General features: G+C 65.3%; 15 protein-coding genes and 1 pseudogene. 10 read left to right on the forward strand and 6 right to left on the reverse strand.

The annotated features are described in order from the left end of the window. The first annotated feature begins 1 nt into the window (after nucleotide 1). On the forward strand, nucleotides 2-589 hold the full coding sequence (locus tag FPP74_RS05930) for a hypothetical protein (protein ID WP_143340145.1): 588 nt from the start codon (nucleotides 2-4) through the stop codon (nucleotides 587-589). Nucleotides 590-592: 3 nt separating this feature from the next. Here FPP74_RS05930 and FPP74_RS05935 read toward each other — a convergent pair whose 3' ends face one another. Continuing rightward, nucleotides 593-1,414, reverse strand: coding sequence for a phytoene/squalene synthase family protein (locus FPP74_RS05935; RefSeq protein ID WP_095553520.1), 822 nt, complete (start codon nucleotides 1,412-1,414; stop codon nucleotides 593-595). Between the two features lie 57 nt (nucleotides 1,415-1,471). Between FPP74_RS05935 and FPP74_RS05940 the strand changes: the two genes are divergently transcribed. After that, entirely contained in the window at nucleotides 1,472-1,735 is a 264-nt protein-coding gene (locus FPP74_RS05940; protein WP_143340144.1) for a hypothetical protein, read from the forward strand. A gap of 235 nt (nucleotides 1,736-1,970) precedes the next feature. Here FPP74_RS05940 and FPP74_RS05945 read toward each other — a convergent pair whose 3' ends face one another. After that, on the reverse strand, nucleotides 1,971-2,672 hold the full coding sequence (locus FPP74_RS05945) for a DUF3800 domain-containing protein (protein ID WP_095553518.1): 702 nt from the start codon (nucleotides 2,670-2,672) through the stop codon (nucleotides 1,971-1,973). A gap of 640 nt (nucleotides 2,673-3,312) precedes the next feature. Here FPP74_RS05945 and FPP74_RS05950 point away from each other — a divergent pair. Further along, nucleotides 3,313-4,209 carry a hypothetical protein gene (locus FPP74_RS05950; protein WP_143340143.1) on the forward strand — a complete coding sequence of 299 codons (897 nt, stop codon included), beginning with the start codon at nucleotides 3,313-3,315 and terminating at the stop codon, nucleotides 4,207-4,209. A 69-nt stretch (nucleotides 4,210-4,278) separates the two neighbouring features. Here FPP74_RS05950 and FPP74_RS05955 read toward each other — a convergent pair whose 3' ends face one another. Further along, on the reverse strand, nucleotides 4,279-4,878 hold the full coding sequence (locus FPP74_RS05955) for a hypothetical protein (RefSeq protein WP_095278262.1): 600 nt from the start codon (nucleotides 4,876-4,878) through the stop codon (nucleotides 4,279-4,281). Between the two features lie 314 nt (nucleotides 4,879-5,192). Between FPP74_RS05955 and FPP74_RS05960 the strand changes: the two genes are divergently transcribed. Further along, on the forward strand, nucleotides 5,193-5,558 hold the full coding sequence (locus tag FPP74_RS05960; protein WP_144717429.1) for a hypothetical protein: 366 nt from the start codon (nucleotides 5,193-5,195) through the stop codon (nucleotides 5,556-5,558). Nucleotides 5,559-5,629: 71 nt separating this feature from the next. On the opposite strand, the gene FPP74_RS05965 is transcribed toward FPP74_RS05960, so the two are convergent. After that, nucleotides 5,630-7,399 (reverse strand): AbgT family transporter, encoded by a 1,770-nt coding sequence (locus tag FPP74_RS05965; protein ID WP_144717431.1) that lies wholly within the window; start codon nucleotides 7,397-7,399, stop codon nucleotides 5,630-5,632. A 172-nt stretch (nucleotides 7,400-7,571) separates the two neighbouring features. Between FPP74_RS05965 and FPP74_RS05970 the strand changes: the two genes are divergently transcribed. The 4 genes from FPP74_RS05970 to FPP74_RS05985 all read left to right on the forward strand — a co-directional run bounded on the left by FPP74_RS05970 (nucleotide 7,572) and on the right by FPP74_RS05985 (nucleotide 11,876). Further along, on the forward strand, nucleotides 7,572-8,378 hold the full coding sequence (locus FPP74_RS05970; protein WP_144717433.1) for a serine hydrolase: 807 nt from the start codon (nucleotides 7,572-7,574) through the stop codon (nucleotides 8,376-8,378). A gap of 30 nt (nucleotides 8,379-8,408) precedes the next feature. Continuing rightward, on the forward strand, nucleotides 8,409-9,854 hold the full coding sequence (locus tag FPP74_RS05975) for an MFS transporter (RefSeq protein WP_095278254.1): 1,446 nt from the start codon (nucleotides 8,409-8,411) through the stop codon (nucleotides 9,852-9,854). Further along, nucleotides 9,847-10,785 (forward strand): nucleoside hydrolase, encoded by a 939-nt coding sequence (locus FPP74_RS05980; protein ID WP_144717435.1) that lies wholly within the window; start codon nucleotides 9,847-9,849, stop codon nucleotides 10,783-10,785. Before FPP74_RS05975 ends, FPP74_RS05980 begins: the two co-directional genes overlap by 8 nt. A 173-nt stretch (nucleotides 10,786-10,958) precedes the next feature. Further along, nucleotides 10,959-11,876 carry a DMT family transporter gene (locus FPP74_RS05985; protein ID WP_144717437.1) on the forward strand — a complete coding sequence of 306 codons (918 nt, stop codon included), beginning with the start codon at nucleotides 10,959-10,961 and terminating at the stop codon, nucleotides 11,874-11,876. A gap of 28 nt (nucleotides 11,877-11,904) precedes the next feature. On the opposite strand, the pseudogene FPP74_RS05990 reads toward FPP74_RS05985, so the two are convergent. Beyond that, a pseudogene (locus tag FPP74_RS05990) lies at nucleotides 11,905-13,751 on the reverse strand (NAD(P)/FAD-dependent oxidoreductase). 363 nt (nucleotides 13,752-14,114) lie between these two features. Here FPP74_RS05990 and FPP74_RS05995 point away from each other — a divergent pair. Together FPP74_RS05995 and FPP74_RS06000 are read left to right on the forward strand one after the other, a co-directional pair. After that, complete coding sequence (locus FPP74_RS05995; protein WP_095553508.1) at nucleotides 14,115-14,471, forward strand: hypothetical protein; 357 nt, start codon at nucleotides 14,115-14,117, stop codon at nucleotides 14,469-14,471. Beyond that, on the forward strand, nucleotides 14,464-15,849 hold the full coding sequence (locus tag FPP74_RS06000; RefSeq protein ID WP_144717439.1) for an NAD-dependent succinate-semialdehyde dehydrogenase: 1,386 nt from the start codon (nucleotides 14,464-14,466) through the stop codon (nucleotides 15,847-15,849). The genes FPP74_RS05995 and FPP74_RS06000 overlap by 8 nt, the downstream gene beginning before the upstream one ends. On the opposite strand, the gene FPP74_RS06005 is transcribed toward FPP74_RS06000, so the two are convergent. Continuing rightward, nucleotides 15,846-16,604 (reverse strand): HAD-IIA family hydrolase, encoded by a 759-nt coding sequence (locus FPP74_RS06005; protein ID WP_095546593.1) that lies wholly within the window; start codon nucleotides 16,602-16,604, stop codon nucleotides 15,846-15,848. The genes FPP74_RS06000 and FPP74_RS06005 overlap by 4 nt on opposite strands. Nucleotides 16,605-16,608: the final 4 nt, after the last annotated feature.

A 16,608-nucleotide genomic window follows, 5' to 3' on the forward strand; every position in this document is an offset into this window, starting at 1 on the left:
CATGAAGAACACGCTGCTTTCCCTCGGCGTCGCCTCCGCCGTCGCCGCCACCGCCGTTTGCCCCGCCTACGCCGCCGAACCGGCCCAGGAGTCTTCGTCGCTGAGCCCCGGCGCCATCGCCGGCATTAGCCTGGGCGTGCTGGCGCTCGTCGGCGCCGGCAGCTACTTCGCCGTCTCGCAGGGGCTTATCGACGTCCCCGGTTTGGAGATCCCGGAGGTCCCGGGGCTCGGCGAGCTCGCCGCGCTGGCGGGCGCCGCCGGCATCGCCATCCCGGCGCTCGGCGCCGGCGCAGCCAAGGGCGGCAATGCGAAGGCCGCGTCCTGTCAGCCGGGCGCGTTTGATCAGCTCGTCCCCGGATGGCCCAACCCCACCGGCACGAACGTGGACTACTGCGACGGCAAGTGGGCGGTTGCGGGCGCGAACCAGACCGACTGGATCGTCGCCTTCCGCGCTGACGGCGAGCAGTGGCACGTGGTCGAGCCCGACGGCAAGACGGAGACCGGCTTCAAGTGCTACAACACCGGCCGCCTGCGCGAGCAGGGCGCGCCCCAGGAGTTCACCGACAAGCTGCTCACCTGCGCGGCGTAGCTGCTACTGGCGCAGCGCCCGGGCCGCGATCGCGAGCTTGCGGTAATTGGGCACGCGCACGCGGGTGGTGCGTAGCTGGGCCGGAGGGGTCGCCTCGATGCGGTCGGTGAGGTCCTCGAAGAGGGCGGTGGCGACCTTCACCGCCGGGCGGACCCGGGCCGGTAGATTGGGGATCTGCTCCTTGGCCTGGGTGAGTTCGGTGCGGATTTGGGGGATGAAGGGGTGCACGGGGGCGTCGATAAGCGAGTGCTCGGTGTAGCTGCGGCCGAGGGCCGAGTCCTCGGCGACGTCGCGGAGGAAGTTGATTTTTTGGAACGCGGAGCCGAGCGCGCGGGCGCCGGCGGAGAGGTCGGGGGTGAGCGCGGCCTCGTTGCCGCGGAAGAAGACGCGCAGGCAGAGCAGGCCGATGACCTCGGCGGAGCCGTAGATGTAGTCGTCGAGCGGAAGGTCCGGCTGGTCGGGCAAGTCCGAGCGCATGGAGGCGAAGAAGGCGCGCAGCTCGGCATCGGGGAAGCGGCACGCGCGGGCCGTGGCGGCGAAGGCGTGCAGGACGGGATCGGTGTGGAAACGGTGCGCGGGCGCGTGGAGGACGGCGGCCTCATAGGCGTCGATGGCGGTTTCGGCGCACTCGTGGGCCTGGGCGGTGGTGCCGTCAACGATCTCGTCCGCGATCCGCACAACCGCGTACAGGTTGCGGATGTCGGTGCGCATGGGCTGTGGCAGGAGCCTGGTAGCCAGCGAGAAGCTGGTGGAGTAGTGGGCCATGACCTGCGCGGCTGTGCGGTTGCAGGCGGCGTCATAGGTGTCGAGGTAGTGGCCGGTCATGGTGCATAAGCGTAGTTTGTTGGTGCGCGTGTGGAGGGCGTGGGTAGCATCGGGCCCATGATTATTCCGCTTGGATGGCCGCGGCCACGCGCGTTGGCGGGAGGGCTGCTCGCGCTAGGCGTGGTGATGCTGCTCAGCGCCCGGGAGCTGCCCGATTGGCGAGCACTCACATTCCTCGGCCTGGCGCTGGCGGTGCCGAGCGCGGTGTGGCTCGCTGCGGATCTGTGGTTTGCGCGGCCGCGCGGGGTGCTGTGGTGGGTGCTCGTGGGCCTTGCCGTGGCGCTTGGTGTGTGGGGGATAGCACTGTTTCCGCCGCGGTGATTGGGAAATGCCCTGCGCAAGGAGAGGTTGACACGGGCAGAATTGGTGATTGCACTGCGGTCTTCGGGAGAGGCGATAGATGTGCCCGGGTTTTGTCCGTGTACGAGGGCAACGCAAGTTCAACTGTGCAAAATCTTGACCAAAAGCGCCAAAATCGGTTAAATTAAGACTACGACGAGCCGGATACCGGAACGTTGTCGCCTGGAGCCGCGTAGGCTCCAGAGCTTTTTCTGGGCTAAGGAAGCCACTTGCGCTCGTGGACGAGAGCGGGACCGAGTGCCTTTACGAGTCGCGCAGTTGCCCTGCGTGCCAACTTACTAGCGGTTGTTTCTTCTCGGTGGCGGCGTAGCACATAGACAGACATGTCTGCTGCCTGCACGCCCCTACTTTCCCTAGAGTCAACAAACTCGATGTCGCCGTCAACGCAAAGTAGTTTTTGACTGCGATAGCCCGGAGTGCTGACGCGGGTAACTCCTTGGATTGCCTCGTTAAAATCGTCTTGCTGCGGCACCATGTCGGCGATGACCTTGCACATCTCCCCGTTGCGTGCGCAGTACTCATTGACGCGCTCAAGCGTGTGGCGGAGCGCCACGTCGTGAGGGCTATCGGGGTACTTGTATCGCGCATTAAGCCGGTTAACATCAACGCCTTCAAGGTATACCCGGGCACCCGAGTTCTGTATTGCGTGCAGCACCTTTTGATAGATGGACACACACGCTCCAAAGTTGCCATTGAGGCTTTTCCAGTCGTCTAACCCATTCATCAAGGCATGGCCATGAAACTCGGGTGAGGCAAGCCAGCCGTTGCGTTCTCGCAGACCGTCAGCAAGCTCATCGAGTCGCGTCACCAAGGTCTCACATTGCTTTTCGTCAACGAGGACGCCCGCCACGTAATAGTGACCTTTCTGGTAGGACTCGTCAACGAAGAGTTGATACATGTGGGGTGTTCTCCTATCGGGTGGGCACTAAAGACCTTAACCCATGTGCCAACTCCACAACGAGACGTTGATAGCGCAGCCACGTGAATAGGGTGTATGCACAGATTTGGCTCACGCACCTGGGGATGGCCCACGTCGGTGCACTCGCTGTCGGTGGCACCGCCTCACACACAGACCTGTCCCTTGCATTGGTACAGCAAACGGGGAGTGGATCAGCTGAGGGGGGCATTCGGTATGAATACGCATGACGAAACCGCTGAAGGAAGCTTCGGGAACAAGCTGAAGAGGGCGCTGCACGGGAGTGGAACCAGTGCGTTGTACCGTTGTCAAATGCCTTGGCGAATACGGGCAGGGACGCCGCAGAGGACCGTTTTGAAGATGATGCGGGGACCCAATCCAGCCTTGATACTGTGAAGCTTCGCAGAACGGTTTTAACCGGAAGCCTTGGACATGAGCGCGTGCATGTATTTTACCGTGTTGTAAATCGTGAGCATCGAGGTAGTCGTTGCGGAGGGACTCTTTCCTCAACGCACAGGTGCAGGGCAGGCCGGGGAAGAGCAGGAACACGGGTAATGGAGTCGTGGCTCACTAGTGTGAGAAGTGTGTCATTGTTTTTCCTGTGCAAGGAGTACGAGTCAAAGTGAATCGTGTGATGGTGGCGCTCGGTGCGGCGTGCGTGCTGGTGCTTTCGAGTTGTTCGGGTTCTGGGGCCGGACCAGGGGAGGCGGAGTCGACGACGGTGACGTCGACAACCTCCGTGTCGGAGTTCGCGGCGGTTGGGGATACCCTGCCCGTTGGCTGCGACGGAGGGGAGTGCCAGGGCAGCCTTGAGGTCGAAGAGATCCTGCTTGGCGGGCAGTGTGCAGCTGGCGGGGACGCCGCCGTGGCTGAGGGAGAGACGCTCGTGCAGGTGCGTGGCGTACTCAGTGCGGAGGACGGGGAGGTTCGCCTTGACGCGCCGGTGGTGTGGGACAAGGAGAACTTCAAGAACACGGGCAAGCCTGTGGATGCGTGCGAGAAGCCATCGGGGTACGAGCCGTGGTCGACTGACGCATCCGCGGAGGAGAAGGTGCGTGTGTACGGGGCGTTTGCGGTCCCGGAGGCTGCGATGACGCTGGGGATTGAGGGCGCGAAATTCGACCTAGCGGAAGTGGAAACGGGCAGTGCTACCCACGCCTTTCCGGCGACGCAGGCTACGGAGTCGGCGGACGCGCCTGCATCGGAGGCCTCCGCAACTGTGGTTACTGAGCAGACCTTCCCGCCGGCCGAGGCTGAGCCCGCTGAACCCGTCATTGGCTTTACGGAGGCGCCGGGCAACGAGGCACCTCACGTGATGGACAAGCAGATTGCCTCGTGCGGCGACCCGAGCATCCACGAAACCGGGACCACGTTTTTCACTGATGGGACGAGCGGCTGGACGCAGCAGTGCGCGTCGCAAATGTGGCCCGCGCAGGAAGCGATGATCGCGGAGCAGGAGGCGGGCGCGGCTGGGGATGGGGCAGTCGGTGAGGGCATGGGCGCTGACGATTTGGAGTAGTCGCTAGCGCATACAAAAGTGGGCGGGGTCTGGTTTCAGATCCCGCCCACTCGCTGGTGCTGATTGGTTTTAGCGGTACAGCACACCGTTGATGATCGAGAGACCCTGACCATCCCGCTTGGGGAACTGGATCTTCAGCGTGTCAATCTTGCTGACCGGCACCTCGAATTTGACGGCGGCATCCTTCTTCACGATCTTGCTTTGGTTGAGGTTGCCGTTGACGTAGATCTTGATCTCGCCCTCTTTGACTTCGTCGTTGACGACGTTCTCGTCCCACACCGCGGTGAAGGTGGCCTTTCGGAATTCGCTGTTCAGCTTGCGCTCCACGTAGCACCCGTTGTGGCCATAGCACTGGCCGCTACGCGCGGAGTTGGTGTAGACCTTATCGCCTGCCTTGACCTCGACGCCGTAGTCAACGTCGTTGTAGGTGATGCCGTCCCTGCTACCTGGGATAAGCAGCTTTTCCTTTGCAAGCTTCGGAGTCGAGCCGGGGTTGGACGGGGCGACGGCTCCAGAGTCGCCGTTGCTCGGGTTGACGCTGCTGCCGTTCTCCGCCAGGCCAGCGACAGTACCGATGAGCGCGGTCAACGCGACGATTGCGCCGACAATTTGGGGGATGAGAGCTTCAACGTTGTTGAGGAGCTTGTTGATGTCTTTGAAGTTGTTCATGAAAATCCTTCAAGATTACGAAAGGCCGGACAAACGTATTAAATAACCTGACTGTCACCTGCGCAACTTATCTCAGTAAGATCTCAGGGGATTAGAGGGCGGCTGAGTTGCTAGCGGGGGAGGTTGCGCTGACAGTTCCCCCTCTTTGGCGGAGAGGGTGCCTCTGTGGGGAGTGCCCTAGGGGGCTGTGGGGGCCTGGGTGGTGTTTGGCCATCAAGCGGGCAGTGAGGGCGGCGGCCGCTCAACGGTGTGGGGCGATCGTTTAGGTGCGCTACCCCGCCAAAACGATACAAAAAAGTGTTACCGTGAGGGGTATGCAACATCGAGCCTCCGCCGTCGCCACCGCAATTGCCGTGGCCACCATGTCAATCTCCCCAATTTCTTCCCACGCAGCCACCCCGAGTCGCCCGAGCTACGAAGAGTTCCAGCGAGACGCTACCGTAGTGGTCAACTCCGGCAGCTCGGTAAAGCACAGCTACGAGCGCGCCGTCGGCTCCAGCTTCGAGGATGCCATCGCCGCGGGCAGTCTCTCCGCGGTGGGGCGCAACGCGAGCCGCACCGACATCGTGCTTACCGCGCTCCTCGGCGCGTTCGCGGCCGGGTCGACCGGCTACTACATGGTGCTCCAGGGGATGGTGCCCAACCCGTTGCCTGGGATTATCCCGTCGGCGTCGAAGTAAACGCCCAAAAACACCGAGGCCCCGCGCTCTCCCGGAACGGAGAAAGCGCGGGGCCAAAACGCGTCGTTGACTTAGACCTGGTAGTGCATCGGCGAGCCCGGGCCGAGCGGGATGCCCACGAAGTACCAGATGAGGAAGAAGATGAACCAGCCTGCCAGCATGGCAACCGTGTACGGCAGGGCCAGTGACATGAGCGTGCCCACGCCGGCCTTCTTGTAGTAGCGCTGCAGGAAGGTCAGCGCGAGGGCGAAGTACGGCGACATCGGGGTAATGATGTTGGACGGGGAGTCGCCGATGCGGTAGAGCATCTGGGTCACCTCGGGGGCGATGCCCACGTACATCATCATCGGGACGACCACCGGGGCCATGAGCGCCCACTGTGCGGAGCCGGACGTGATGAACAGGTTGATCAGCGTGACCATGAGTACGAACCCCAGGAAGAGCAGCACGTTTGGCAGGTTCCAGCGCTGCAGCAGCTCCGCGCCGTTGATCGCCGTCCAGGCGCCCAGGTTGGACCAGTTGAACCAGGCCAGGAACTGGGAGACGGCGAAGAAGAGCACCAGCATGGGCAGCAGCGTCTTCAGGCCGCGGGCCATGAACTCGGGGATGTCCGCGGCGGAGGTGATCGTGCCCACGATGAGGCCGTAGACCAGGCCCATGAGGAAGAACGCCAGGGAAATCGGGACCGCGATCGCGCGGATCAGCGGAGACTCCATGAAGCCCTCCTCGGGGCGCGCGAACGGCGAGCCAGGGATGAACAGCAGGCAGAAGTAGGCGATCAGGAACAGCACCAGGGCGATCGTGGACCACACCATGCCCTTCCACTCGATGGGGGAGAGCTTGAGCTGGTCCTCGGTGAGCTCGCCCTCCTGGTAGTCGTCGGGGCGCCCGTCGGCCGCCGCGTTCTCGGCTGCGGCCTTCTCCTTGGTCTTGCCGGCGGCCTCCTCCAGCAGCGGGTCGCCGGATTCGGCCTCCTTCAGCGCCTTGGCGTGCTCGCGGCTCTCGATCTTGTCAAAGGAGAGCTCCTCGGTCTCGATGTGGTCGTGGTTGACCAGCGCCTGCGCCTTCTTGTCCACGTAGAACTCGGTCACGGCGGTGATCACCAGCGCGAGCACGATTGCGGACGGGATGACGAAGTAGATGTTGGCCAGCGGTGAGACCTCGTAGGCCTCGTCGACAATATTGGCGGCGGAGGTGGAGATACCGGCAAGCAACAGGTCGGTGATGTTCAGGATCAACGACGCGTTGAAGCCTGCCGACGACGCCGCGAACGCCACCATCGCGCCCACCACTGGCGAGCGGCCGAGCGCGTGGAACGCCAGCGCACCCAGTGGGATGATGATGACGTAGATCGCGTCGGAGGCGACCGAGCCGGTCACGCCGGCCAGCGCCACCATGAAGGTGAGCATGCCGGGGCCGACCTTGGCCACCATCGCGCGCACCAGCGCGCCGAGGAAGCCGGTCTGCTCCGCCACGGCCACGCCCAGCATCACCGACAGCACCACGCCGAGCGGCGGGAAAGCGATGAAGTTTTCCACCGCGTCGGTCACCATGCGCGAGATGTTCTCGGTGGTCAGCAGGGACTGGACCTCGATCGTCTCGCCCGTGCCGGGGTCTACCGCGGACATGCCAGCCTTGTGGCCGATCCAGGACGTGACGGCTACGACACCCGCGAGGATGACAAACAGCCAGAATGGGTCCGGCAGCTTGTTACCAATCTTTTCAATGATGCCGAGGAAGCCAGCGCCCTCGCCGTGCGTGTTGTGTGCGCGGTCGTCGCGCTTGTCGGGTTTCGTCTTTGTGCCCGCGGAACCGGGCGTGACTTTGGAGGAACCGGTCATCGATTCTCCCTCTCGTGCTCGTTGGGGCCTGCCCGGGTCTCCGCGCAGGCTGCGTGCAGTTATGAAGGCCGTTCGGCCGGTGACCCGTGGCCCGGAGGCACATAGGTGAGAGCTAGCTTACACGCCACGTGTGTCACGTCCACATCAGCGGAGCGCAGGTACGCTCGGCACCATGGATTTCCGCCTTGACGACTACCTCGACACCTGGCCCGCCGACAACGTCAGCGCCGCCCTGATCGGCACGCGCACCGCCACCTACGGCGACGCCGAGCGCGTCTACGAGCTCGCCAGTGTGACCAAGCTGCTCTCGGCCTACGGGTTCCTCCTCGCCGTCGAAGAAGGAGCGTTCTCGCTAGAGAGCGCCTGCGGGCCCGAAGGCGCGACCGTCCGCCACCTCCTCGCGCACGCCTCCGGCGTCGGCTTCGCCTCCCGCGAGCCGCAGAAGCCGGTGGGGGAGCGACGCATCTACTCGTCGGCCGGCTACGAGATCCTCGCGGACCACCTGGAACAAGAGACTGGGTTCGCCTTCGCGGACTACATGCGCGAGGGGGTTTTCGAGCCCCTGGGGATGCAGACGGCTGAAGTGTATGGGTCGGCGGGGCATGGCGGGAGGGCGTCGATAAGCGATCTCGCCCTGTTCGCGGAGGAGCTTTTGGCGCCGAAGCTTTTGAGCGAGGAGACGCTGCGCGAGGCGTTCAGCAACCAGTTCGGGGACCTGTGCGGCGTGGTGCCGGGCTACGGGATGCAGAAGCCGTGCCCGTGGGGGCTGGGTTTTGAGATCAAGGGGGAGAAGGCGCCGCACTGGACGGGCGACGGGATGCCTGCAGACACGGTCGGACACTTCGGCATGGCGGGCACCTACCTGTGGGTCGCCGATGGGCAGGCGATGGTGGCGCTGACGAACCGCGAGTTTGGCGACTGGGCCAAGCCCCTGTGGCAGGAGACCAACACCGCGATCTGGGCAGCGCTGGGGAAGTGATTTTCCAGCGCATGCCCTAGGCTGATGGGTATGCAACCCAACCAGGCGTCCGGCGCGGCCGGGCACAAACTTCCGTCCTCGCAGGTCTGGCCGCTCATGCTGGCCCTGCTCACCGCTATTTTTGCGTTCCAGCTCAACGCATCCATGCTCGCCCCGGCGCTGGCGACCATGGAGGTGGAGCTTAACGCTACCACCAACCAAATCGGCATGACGCAGACCGCGTTCTTTACCGCCGCGGCGCTGTTCTCCCTGTTCATGCCCCGTTGGGGCGACCTGATTGGGCGCCGCAAGGTGCTCGTGGCCATGATGTGCGTGACCGTGATCGGCTCCATCATCGCCGCCCTGTCCACCAACGTGCCGATGCTGTTCCTGGGGCGTGTGGTGCAGGGCGTGTCCGGCCCGACGGTGGCGCTGACCTCCGTCATGCTGCGCCAGGCCGTGCGCGATGAGAAGCAGTTCGCCCTGCTGGTTGGCGTGCTGACCTCCATTAACGGTGGTATCGCCGGCGTGGACGCCCTGCTCGGCGGCTGGCTCACCTCCGCCTTCGGCTTCCGCTCCCTGTTCTGGGTCATCGGCGCGTTCGCGCTCGCGGCCGTCTTTACCATCCGCTTCGGCGTGGCGGAGACGAAGTCCAGCGAGACCCAGCGCATGGACTGGCTGGGCGTGGCCCTCCTGGTGGTGGCCATCGGCACGATCCTCACCGCGTTCAACGAGGCCGGCGCGCTCGCGGAGGCCAACTGGTTCCTGGTCATCGTGCTGCTCATCATCGGCGCGGTCGCGCTGTTCTTCTTCTGGCGCGCCGAAAATTCGAGCTCGCACCCGCTGGTCCAGCCCGAGCTGCTCACCCAGCGCCGCACTTGGGCGCTGCTGACCACCACCACGCTCACCATGACCGGCATCTTCGCCGTCATGAACGGCCTGGTGCCCAACCTGGCGCAGGACGCGACGAACGGCCCGGGCCTGTCCGCCGGCACGGTCTCCTTCTGGACGCTCACCCCCTACGCCATCGCCGGCCTCATCTTCGGCCCCATCGCCGGCTACATGGCGGGCCGCCTCGGCTACACCACGGTCCTCAAGATCGGCATCGGCGGCGCGGCCCTGTCCGTCCTGCTCGGCGTGTTCGTGGTGGGCAACCCGACGCCGTGGCTGCTCTTCCTCGTCTCCGTCGCCGCCGGCGTCACCTACGCAGGCATTGCCAACATCATGCTCGGCTCGCTCCACGTCGTGCTCGCGCCGAAGTCCAACCAGGGCTACCTGCCGGGCCTGAACGCGGGCGCGTTCAACCTGGGCGCCGGAATCTCCTTCACCGTCATCTTCGCCGTGGTCACCTCGTTTGCGGACAACGGCGGCGGCTACCGCGCCGGCATGATCGCCGGCCTGGTGCTGCTCATCGCCGCGTTCTGCACCTCGTTCCTCATCCCGCGCCCACAGGACCTCCCCGACACGATCGCCGCCGAGGAGGCCGCGCGTGCGTAAGATCATCCTGGATTGCGACCCGGGCCACGACGATGCGGTAGCCATTCTCCTCGCCCTCGGCGACCCCTCGATCGAGCTGTTGTGCTTAACGACGATCGGCGGCAACCACACCATCGACAAGGTCACCCGTAACGCAGCCCAGGTGCTCACGGTGGCCGGCCGCACCGACGTGCCCGTCTACCGCGGCGCGCACCGCCCCCTGGTGCGCCCGGTGGAAACCGCCGAGGCCATCCACGGCGACTCCGGCATGGAGATCCACGGCTTCGACCTTCCGGAACCGGAGGTTGCGGTCCAGGAGGGGCACGCGGTGCGCGCGATCATCGACACCGTCATGGCCGAGGAACCCGGCACCGTCACCCTCGTGCCCACGGGCCCACTGACCAACATCGCCCTCGCCGCCCGCCTGGAGCCCCGCATCGTGGAGCGCGTCCGCGAGGTCGTGCTCATGGGCGGGGCCTACGGCACCGGCAACTGGACCGCGTCCGCCGAGTTCAACGTGGTCGCCGACCCCGAGGCGGCCCACATCGTGTTCAACGAGTCCTGGCCCGTGGTCATGGTCGGCCTGGATCTCACCCACCAGGCCCTGGCCACGCCCGAGGTGGAGCAGCGGTTCGCCGCACTCGGCACGCCCGTGGGCGACCTGGTCGTCGGGCTTTTCGACGCGTTCCGCACCAACTACAAAGACAACCAGGGCTTTGACAACCCACCCGTCCACGACCCCTGCTGCATCGCCTACCTCATCGACCCGTCCGTGGTGAAAACCGTGCCGGTGCCAGTTGACGTGGAACTTTCAGGCGCGCTCACTGCCGGCCGTACCGTCGCCGATTTCCGAGCCCCCGCCCCCGCCGACTGCCACACCTCGGTAGCCACCGAGCTGGACGCCGACCGGTTCTGGGACCTGGTCGTGGGCGCCGCCGAAAACCTGGGGTAGGGGTCCCGGGGGTTGTCTCCGGGGCTGCCGGATGACAAGAATGCGTAAAATTTCCCCTTTTCCGGCGACCCCATCAAACGTTTCCCCAGGTGGCACGGTCTAGTCCATTCGCGGGACGGGGAAATCTTGCGCGCCGTCCCCTCGCGGCGCCCCACCAGATAGCATGAGTGCCTATGTTGCACCTCCCCATTGCGCTGGCGATCGGCGCGATCATCCCCATCCAAACCGCCGCCAACTCCCGCCTGCGCCAGAGCGTGAACAATAAGCCGGTGGTCCCGGCGCTGACGTCGTTTAGCATCGCGCTGCTGCTGTCCATCCTGGCCACTACCGTGCTGGTAGGAAACCCATTGCCGCAGTTCGCGCCGGGCATGGAGACGCCGTGGTGGATCTGGCTCGGCGGACTCATGGGGTCCTGCTTCGTGCTGGGCAATATTTTGCTGTTTCCCAAGCTCGGCGCGGTGCAGACGGTGGTGCTGCCCATCCTTGGGCAGATCATCATGGGGTTAAGCATCGACCACTTCGGCCTGTTCCACTCGCCGCAGGAGCACGTGAGCTTTATGCGCATCGTCGGTGCCCTGGTGGTGCTGGTGGGCATCGTGGTCACGCTGGGCGTGGGGAGAAAAAACGTCGCGGGCGACGCGCACGGGCCCGAGGTGTGGCTCTACCGGCTCATCGGTGTGGGCGTGGGGATGTGCTCGTCGATCCAAGCTGCGGTCAACGGGCATCTGGGCACGATCGCGGGCTCGTCGCTGCACGCGGCCGAGATCAACCTGGCCGTCGGCGCGGTGCTACTGCTGGTCGCGGTGCTTCTGACCAGCCCGAAGCAGCTGACCCGGAAGGTGCAGCCGGGGCCGTGGTGGATGTGGCTCGGCGGCGTGGTGGGCGCGATCTTTGTCATCGGCGGCGCCACGCTCGTGCCGATCCTGGGCACCGCCACCACGGTCATCGCGTTTAACGCGGGCACGATCGTCGGCGGCCAGGTGATGGAGTCGGTGGGGGCGTTCGGCGCGCGCAAGACGCCTATCGACGCCACCCGCGCCCTCGGCCTCGCAGTCATCATCGCCGGCGTGTTGGCGGTGCGGCTGCTGTAGGGGGGCGGTGGCGTCGATAAGCAAACTGCTAGGAGGTGTGGTGGACCTCCGCGAGCTCGTAGACGGGGGTGTCCATGCCCTCGTAGCGGGCCTTGAGTTGCAGGGCGAGGTAGCGCGAGTAGTGGCGGGACTGGTGGAGGTTGCCGCCGTGGAACCAGAGCTGGTCGACCTGGGTGGGCTTCCACATGTTGCGCAGCTCGCGCTCCCACGGGCCCGGGTCCTTGGTGGTGTCGGAGCCAAGGCCCCACACGCGGCCGACGCGGTCGGCGGTCTCCTTGTCAATGAGGCGCTCGACCCAGCCGTTCATAGAGCCGTAGCCGGTGGCCAGCACGATGACGTCGGCGGGGAGCTCGGTGCCATTGTCAAGCACGACTGAATGCTCCTTGACCTCGGCGATCGTGGTAGGGGAGTGGACGGGAATCGAGCCGTCCGCGACAAGCTCGGAGGCGCCGACGTTGATGTAGTAGCCAGAGCCGCGGCGCAGGTACTTGAGGAAGAGGCCGGAGTCGTCGTCGCCGAAGTCCACCATGAATCCGCGGTCTGCGAGCGAGTCGTAGAACTCGGCGTCGTCCTTGCGGATCTGGTCGAAGGCGGGGCGCTGCGCGTCGGGGAGCACCTTGTACGGCCAGGAGGCAAACAGGAGGTCCGCGGTGTCGGTGTCGATGCCAGCCTCCACCGCATCCTCCGAGTACAGCGGGCCGAAGACGTACTTCATCAGCGAATCCGACTGCGAGATGTGAGTCGACGAGCGCTGGATCATCACCGGGCGCGCGCCGTTGTGCACCAGGTCCGCGGCGATGTCGTGGGCGGAGTTGTTCGCGCCGAGGATCACCACGTCCTTGCCCGCGTCCACATCACCGCCGGGGTGCTCAGAGAAGAGTGGCGAATCTCGCCGGCAAAGTTTTCCTGGCCCTTCAGCTGCGGGCGGTTCGGCACCCCAGACATGCCGGTGGCGAAGACGAGCTGGGTCGGATGCAGCGTCATCTCGTTGCCGTCGCGGGTCAGGCGCACGTCCCAGCGCTGCCGGGCCTCGTCGAACTCGGCGTGCTTGACCTCGGCGTTGGTCCAGTAGTCCAGGTCCATGATGCCCACGTAGTGCTCGAGCCAGTCGCCCATCTTGTCCTTCGGGGTGAACACCGGCCAATCGTCGGGGAACGGCAGGTAGGGCATGTGGTCGTACCACACCGGGTCGTGCAGGCACAGGGAGTGGTAGCGGCCGCGCCACTGGTCGCCGGGGCGATTCGCCTTATCGACGATCAGCGCCGGCACCCCCTGACGCTTCAGCCGCGCCCCCAGCGCGATGCCGCCTTGGCCACCGCCGATGATGAGCACGTACGGCTGCTCCGAAACGCCGAGGGTGGCGCGGCGCTTGTCACGGCGGTCCGCCCAGTTCTCCGGATCCTGCTGAGGACCATGTTGCGCGCCCAGCTCGCGGTTGCGCCCATTCTTCTCCGGGAAGTCTTTCAGCTCGCGGCCGGAGATGAGCAGGGTCCACGCCTTGCCGTCTCGCAGCCTGGCGATGCCGCAGCAGTGGAAGTGGCCCGTATCGCAGGTGAAGTGCACGCGCGTGACGCCGTCGCCTTCGTCCTCGACGTCAGTGAGCTCCGTGTTGGTGATCGTGCTGTCCGGGTGCGTTGCGGAGACCATGCGCGCGATCTCTTCCCGTCCCTCAGCGGTGTAGAGGTTCCAGGTCATGCCGATGAGGTCGCGCCAGAACCCCTCTGGTTCGAAGAGGTCGGCGGCGGCCTGGCCCGCCGCGTCTGGGTCGGCTGTCGCCGTCGCCGCTTCCAGGTCGGCGAGCCATTGCTGTGCAGCGTCGCGCAACTGGTCGTTTTCGCTCACGTGTTCCGCGTTGGCCTGCAGGGTCTCAGTCATGGGATACCTTTCCGAAGTGATGGGTAAGAGTGTTTCTACACACACTAGACCCCCGGGGGAGACGTAGCCCACATAAAGGGGTGGATGTGGTGGACCGCGGTGTGGCTCCGCCCGTGTTCGGGGCACTCACCCTCTACCTCAGCTTGAGTGAATAGGGGGATCAACCTGGGGTTTAGGGTTGCCGGAGTGAACGTGTGTGGCGCAAGATTGGTCGCGTTAAGCCAGAGGCCGTTGGGGAAGACGAACCTCTCGTCTTGCACCCCGCCGGCGCGCCTAGTCACCGCGCCGGAACCCGCCTAGTCACCGGGTGTGGGGTGTTGTTCACCGAAACCGCGAAGCAATCCACGGAAGGTCCCCCACACCATGACTACGACATTGGTCGCGCCGTACACCTCGTTGACTGCGCGCGAAGCCACCCACACCCGCCAGCACAGCACCGCCACGGCCACGCTCACGGTGGCCGGGATGGAGGGGCGGCGGAGGCGTGGCGTCGAAAAGCTGCTCTGCGAGCTGCCGGAAGCCCCAACCACGAGCGAGGACGACGCGATCTGGTTTACCCGGTGGCGCCGCGCGGCCGACGGCACCTACGAGTGTCGCGAAACCTTGCGGGCGCCTGCGGAGGCGCTGGTCACGTTCGCTGAGAAGTTGGACGCATACGCAAAATCGCATGGGTTTGTAGCGAGCGTCACGCCACGGTCGTACGATGGGGCGCATGTCTAGTCAGTATCGCGTACAAAATCCCGTAAACAACCAGGTCGTCGAGACCTTCGACTTCATCTCCGACGAGGACCTCGCCACCGCGCTTGACCGCGCCGACGCCGCCTTTGCGCAGTGGCGCGAGGTCAGCTTTGAGGACCGCGCGGCCCTGCTGCACAAGATCGCCGAGCTTTTCGACGCCAAGCGCCCCGAACTCACCCGAATCATCGCCGAAGAGATGGGCAAGCCGCTCGACCAGGGCGAAAACGAGCTCAACGACGTGGTCAACATCTTTAACTACTACGCCGACCACGGCGCCGAGCTCAGCGCCGACGAGCCGATCGAGCACACCGGTGGTGAGGCTGTGATCCGCAAGGTCCCCGTTGGCGTGATCGTAGGCGTCATGCCGTGGAACTTCCCGTACTACCAGGTCGCGCGCTTCGCTGCCCCGACCCTCATGGCGGGCAACACCGTGCTGCTCAAGCACGCCGAGATCTGCCCCCGCTCCGCCGAGGCCATCCAGGCGATTATCGACGAAGCGATCCAGGCCACCGGCGCGCCTGCCCACCTGTACACCAACATCCGCGCAACTCACGACCAGGTCGCGGACCTTATCGCCGACATGCGTGTCCAGGGCGTGTCGCTTACCGGTTCCGAGCGCGCCGGGCGCGCCGTCGCCGCGACCGCCGGCCAGCACCTGAAGAAGGCGTTGCTGGAGCTCGGCGGTACCGATGCCTACATCGTCCTGGACACCGACGACGTTGAGGCCGCCGCCGACACCGCGTGGGGCAAGCGCATCGCCAACACCGGCCAGGCGTGCACGTCGAACAAGCGCATCATCGTCATGGAGGACATCTACGACGACTTCGTCGACGCGATGGTGCGCCGCGCGAAGGCGTTTGCCCAGGGCGACCCGCTGGACCCGCAAGAGGGCCACTTCTACCCGCTGTCCTCCCGCGACGCCGCAGAGATCCTGGACGAGCAGGTCAAGAAGGCCGTCGAGGAAGGTGCGACGCTGCACGTCGGCGGCGAGCTCACCGGCGACGGTGCCTACTTCACCCCCGCCGTGCTTACCGACGTCCCTGTCGGCTCCGAGTCCTACTACGCCGAGTTCTTCGGCCCCGTCGCCGAGATCTACAAGGTTGCAAGCGACGACGAGGCCGTCGAGGTGGCCAACAACTCCAACTACGGCCTGGGCGGCGCCGTCTTCTCGCAGGACGAGGAGCGCGCGAAGAAGGTGGCCAACCGCGTGGTCACCGGGATGATCCACGTCAACATCCCGCAGGCGCGCGGGCCCGAGCTGCCGTTCGGCGGCGTGAAGAACTCGGGCTTTGGCCGCGAGCTCGGCACGCTCGGCATGGACGAGTTTGTGAACAAGCAGCGCTTCTACGTCGCTGACTAGTCCCCGAACGGGTCGCGGATCCGCCCCACCAGATCCGCGACCGAGTCCACGATCTGGGTGGGGCGGTACGGGTAGCGGGCGATCTCGGCGTCGTCGCTAATGCCCGTGCGCACGAGCACGGTGCGCATACCGGCCTCCATGCCGGACTTGACGTCCGTGTCCATGCGGTCGCCGATCATCACGGTGTGCTCGGAGTGGGCGCCAATGTTGTTCAGCGCCGAGCGCATCATGACCGGGTTCGGCTTGCCCACGTAGTAGGGCTCGCGGCCAGTCACCGCGGTGATCATGGCGGCGACCGCGCCTGTCGCCGGAATAACGCCGCTGGGCCCCGGGCCGGTGAGGTCCGGGTTGGTGGCGATGAAGCGGGCGCCGCCGCGGATCAGGTTGCAGGCCGTGGTCAGCGCTTCGAAGGAATAGGTGCGGGTCTCGCCCAGCACCACGAAGTCCGGATCCGCCTCGGTGAGGATCCAGCCCATCTCGTGCAGCGCGGTGGTCAGCCCGGCCTCGCCGATCACGTAGGCAGAGGCCTCGCCGGCCTGCTGGGAGAGGAACTTCGCCGTCGCCGTGGCGGAGGTCCAGATCCGCTCCGGCTCGATGTGCAGGCCCATCCGCGTCAGCTTCGCGGACAGATCCCGCGGGGTCTGCATCGAATTGTTCGTGAGCACCATGAACGGGATGTCCTCCTCGCGCAGCCGCGCGATGAACTGGTCCGCGCCCGGAATCATGTCGCCCTCGCGGTGCAGGACGCCGTCCATGTCA

Source organism: Corynebacterium sp. NML180780 (genome assembly GCF_007786415.1).
Taxonomy (GTDB): Bacteria; Actinomycetota; Actinomycetes; order Mycobacteriales; family Mycobacteriaceae; genus Corynebacterium; species Corynebacterium gottingense.

Excerpts from the sequence above, each read along its gene's own strand:
- FPP74_RS05985 (WP_144717437.1), top strand. The coding sequence starts at position 10,959 with ATGTTGCACCTCCCCATTGCGCTGGCGATCGGCGCGATCATCCCCATC.
- FPP74_RS05970 (WP_144717433.1), top strand. The coding sequence starts at position 7,572 with ATGGATTTCCGCCTTGACGACTACCTCGACACCTGGCCCGCCGACAAC.
- FPP74_RS05975 (WP_095278254.1), top strand. The coding sequence starts at position 8,409 with ATGCAACCCAACCAGGCGTCCGGCGCGGCCGGGCACAAACTTCCGTCC.
- FPP74_RS05930 (WP_143340145.1), top strand. The coding sequence starts at position 2 with ATGAAGAACACGCTGCTTTCCCTCGGCGTCGCCTCCGCCGTCGCCGCC.
- FPP74_RS05935 (WP_095553520.1), bottom strand. The coding sequence starts at position 1,414 with ATGACCGGCCACTACCTCGACACCTATGACGCCGCCTGCAACCGCACA.
- FPP74_RS05940 (WP_143340144.1), top strand. The coding sequence starts at position 1,472 with ATGATTATTCCGCTTGGATGGCCGCGGCCACGCGCGTTGGCGGGAGGG.
- FPP74_RS05965 (WP_144717431.1), bottom strand. The coding sequence starts at position 7,399 with ATGACCGGTTCCTCCAAAGTCACGCCCGGTTCCGCGGGCACAAAGACG.
- FPP74_RS06005 (WP_095546593.1), bottom strand. The coding sequence starts at position 16,604 with ATGGACGGCGTCCTGCACCGCGAGGGCGACATGATTCCGGGCGCGGAC.
- FPP74_RS05995 (WP_095553508.1), top strand. The coding sequence starts at position 14,115 with ATGACTACGACATTGGTCGCGCCGTACACCTCGTTGACTGCGCGCGAA.
- FPP74_RS06000 (WP_144717439.1), top strand. The coding sequence starts at position 14,464 with ATGTCTAGTCAGTATCGCGTACAAAATCCCGTAAACAACCAGGTCGTC.
- FPP74_RS05945 (WP_095553518.1), bottom strand. The coding sequence starts at position 2,672 with ATGTATCAACTCTTCGTTGACGAGTCCTACCAGAAAGGTCACTATTAC.
- FPP74_RS05960 (WP_144717429.1), top strand. The coding sequence starts at position 5,193 with ATGCAACATCGAGCCTCCGCCGTCGCCACCGCAATTGCCGTGGCCACC.
- FPP74_RS05955 (WP_095278262.1), bottom strand. The coding sequence starts at position 4,878 with ATGAACAACTTCAAAGACATCAACAAGCTCCTCAACAACGTTGAAGCT.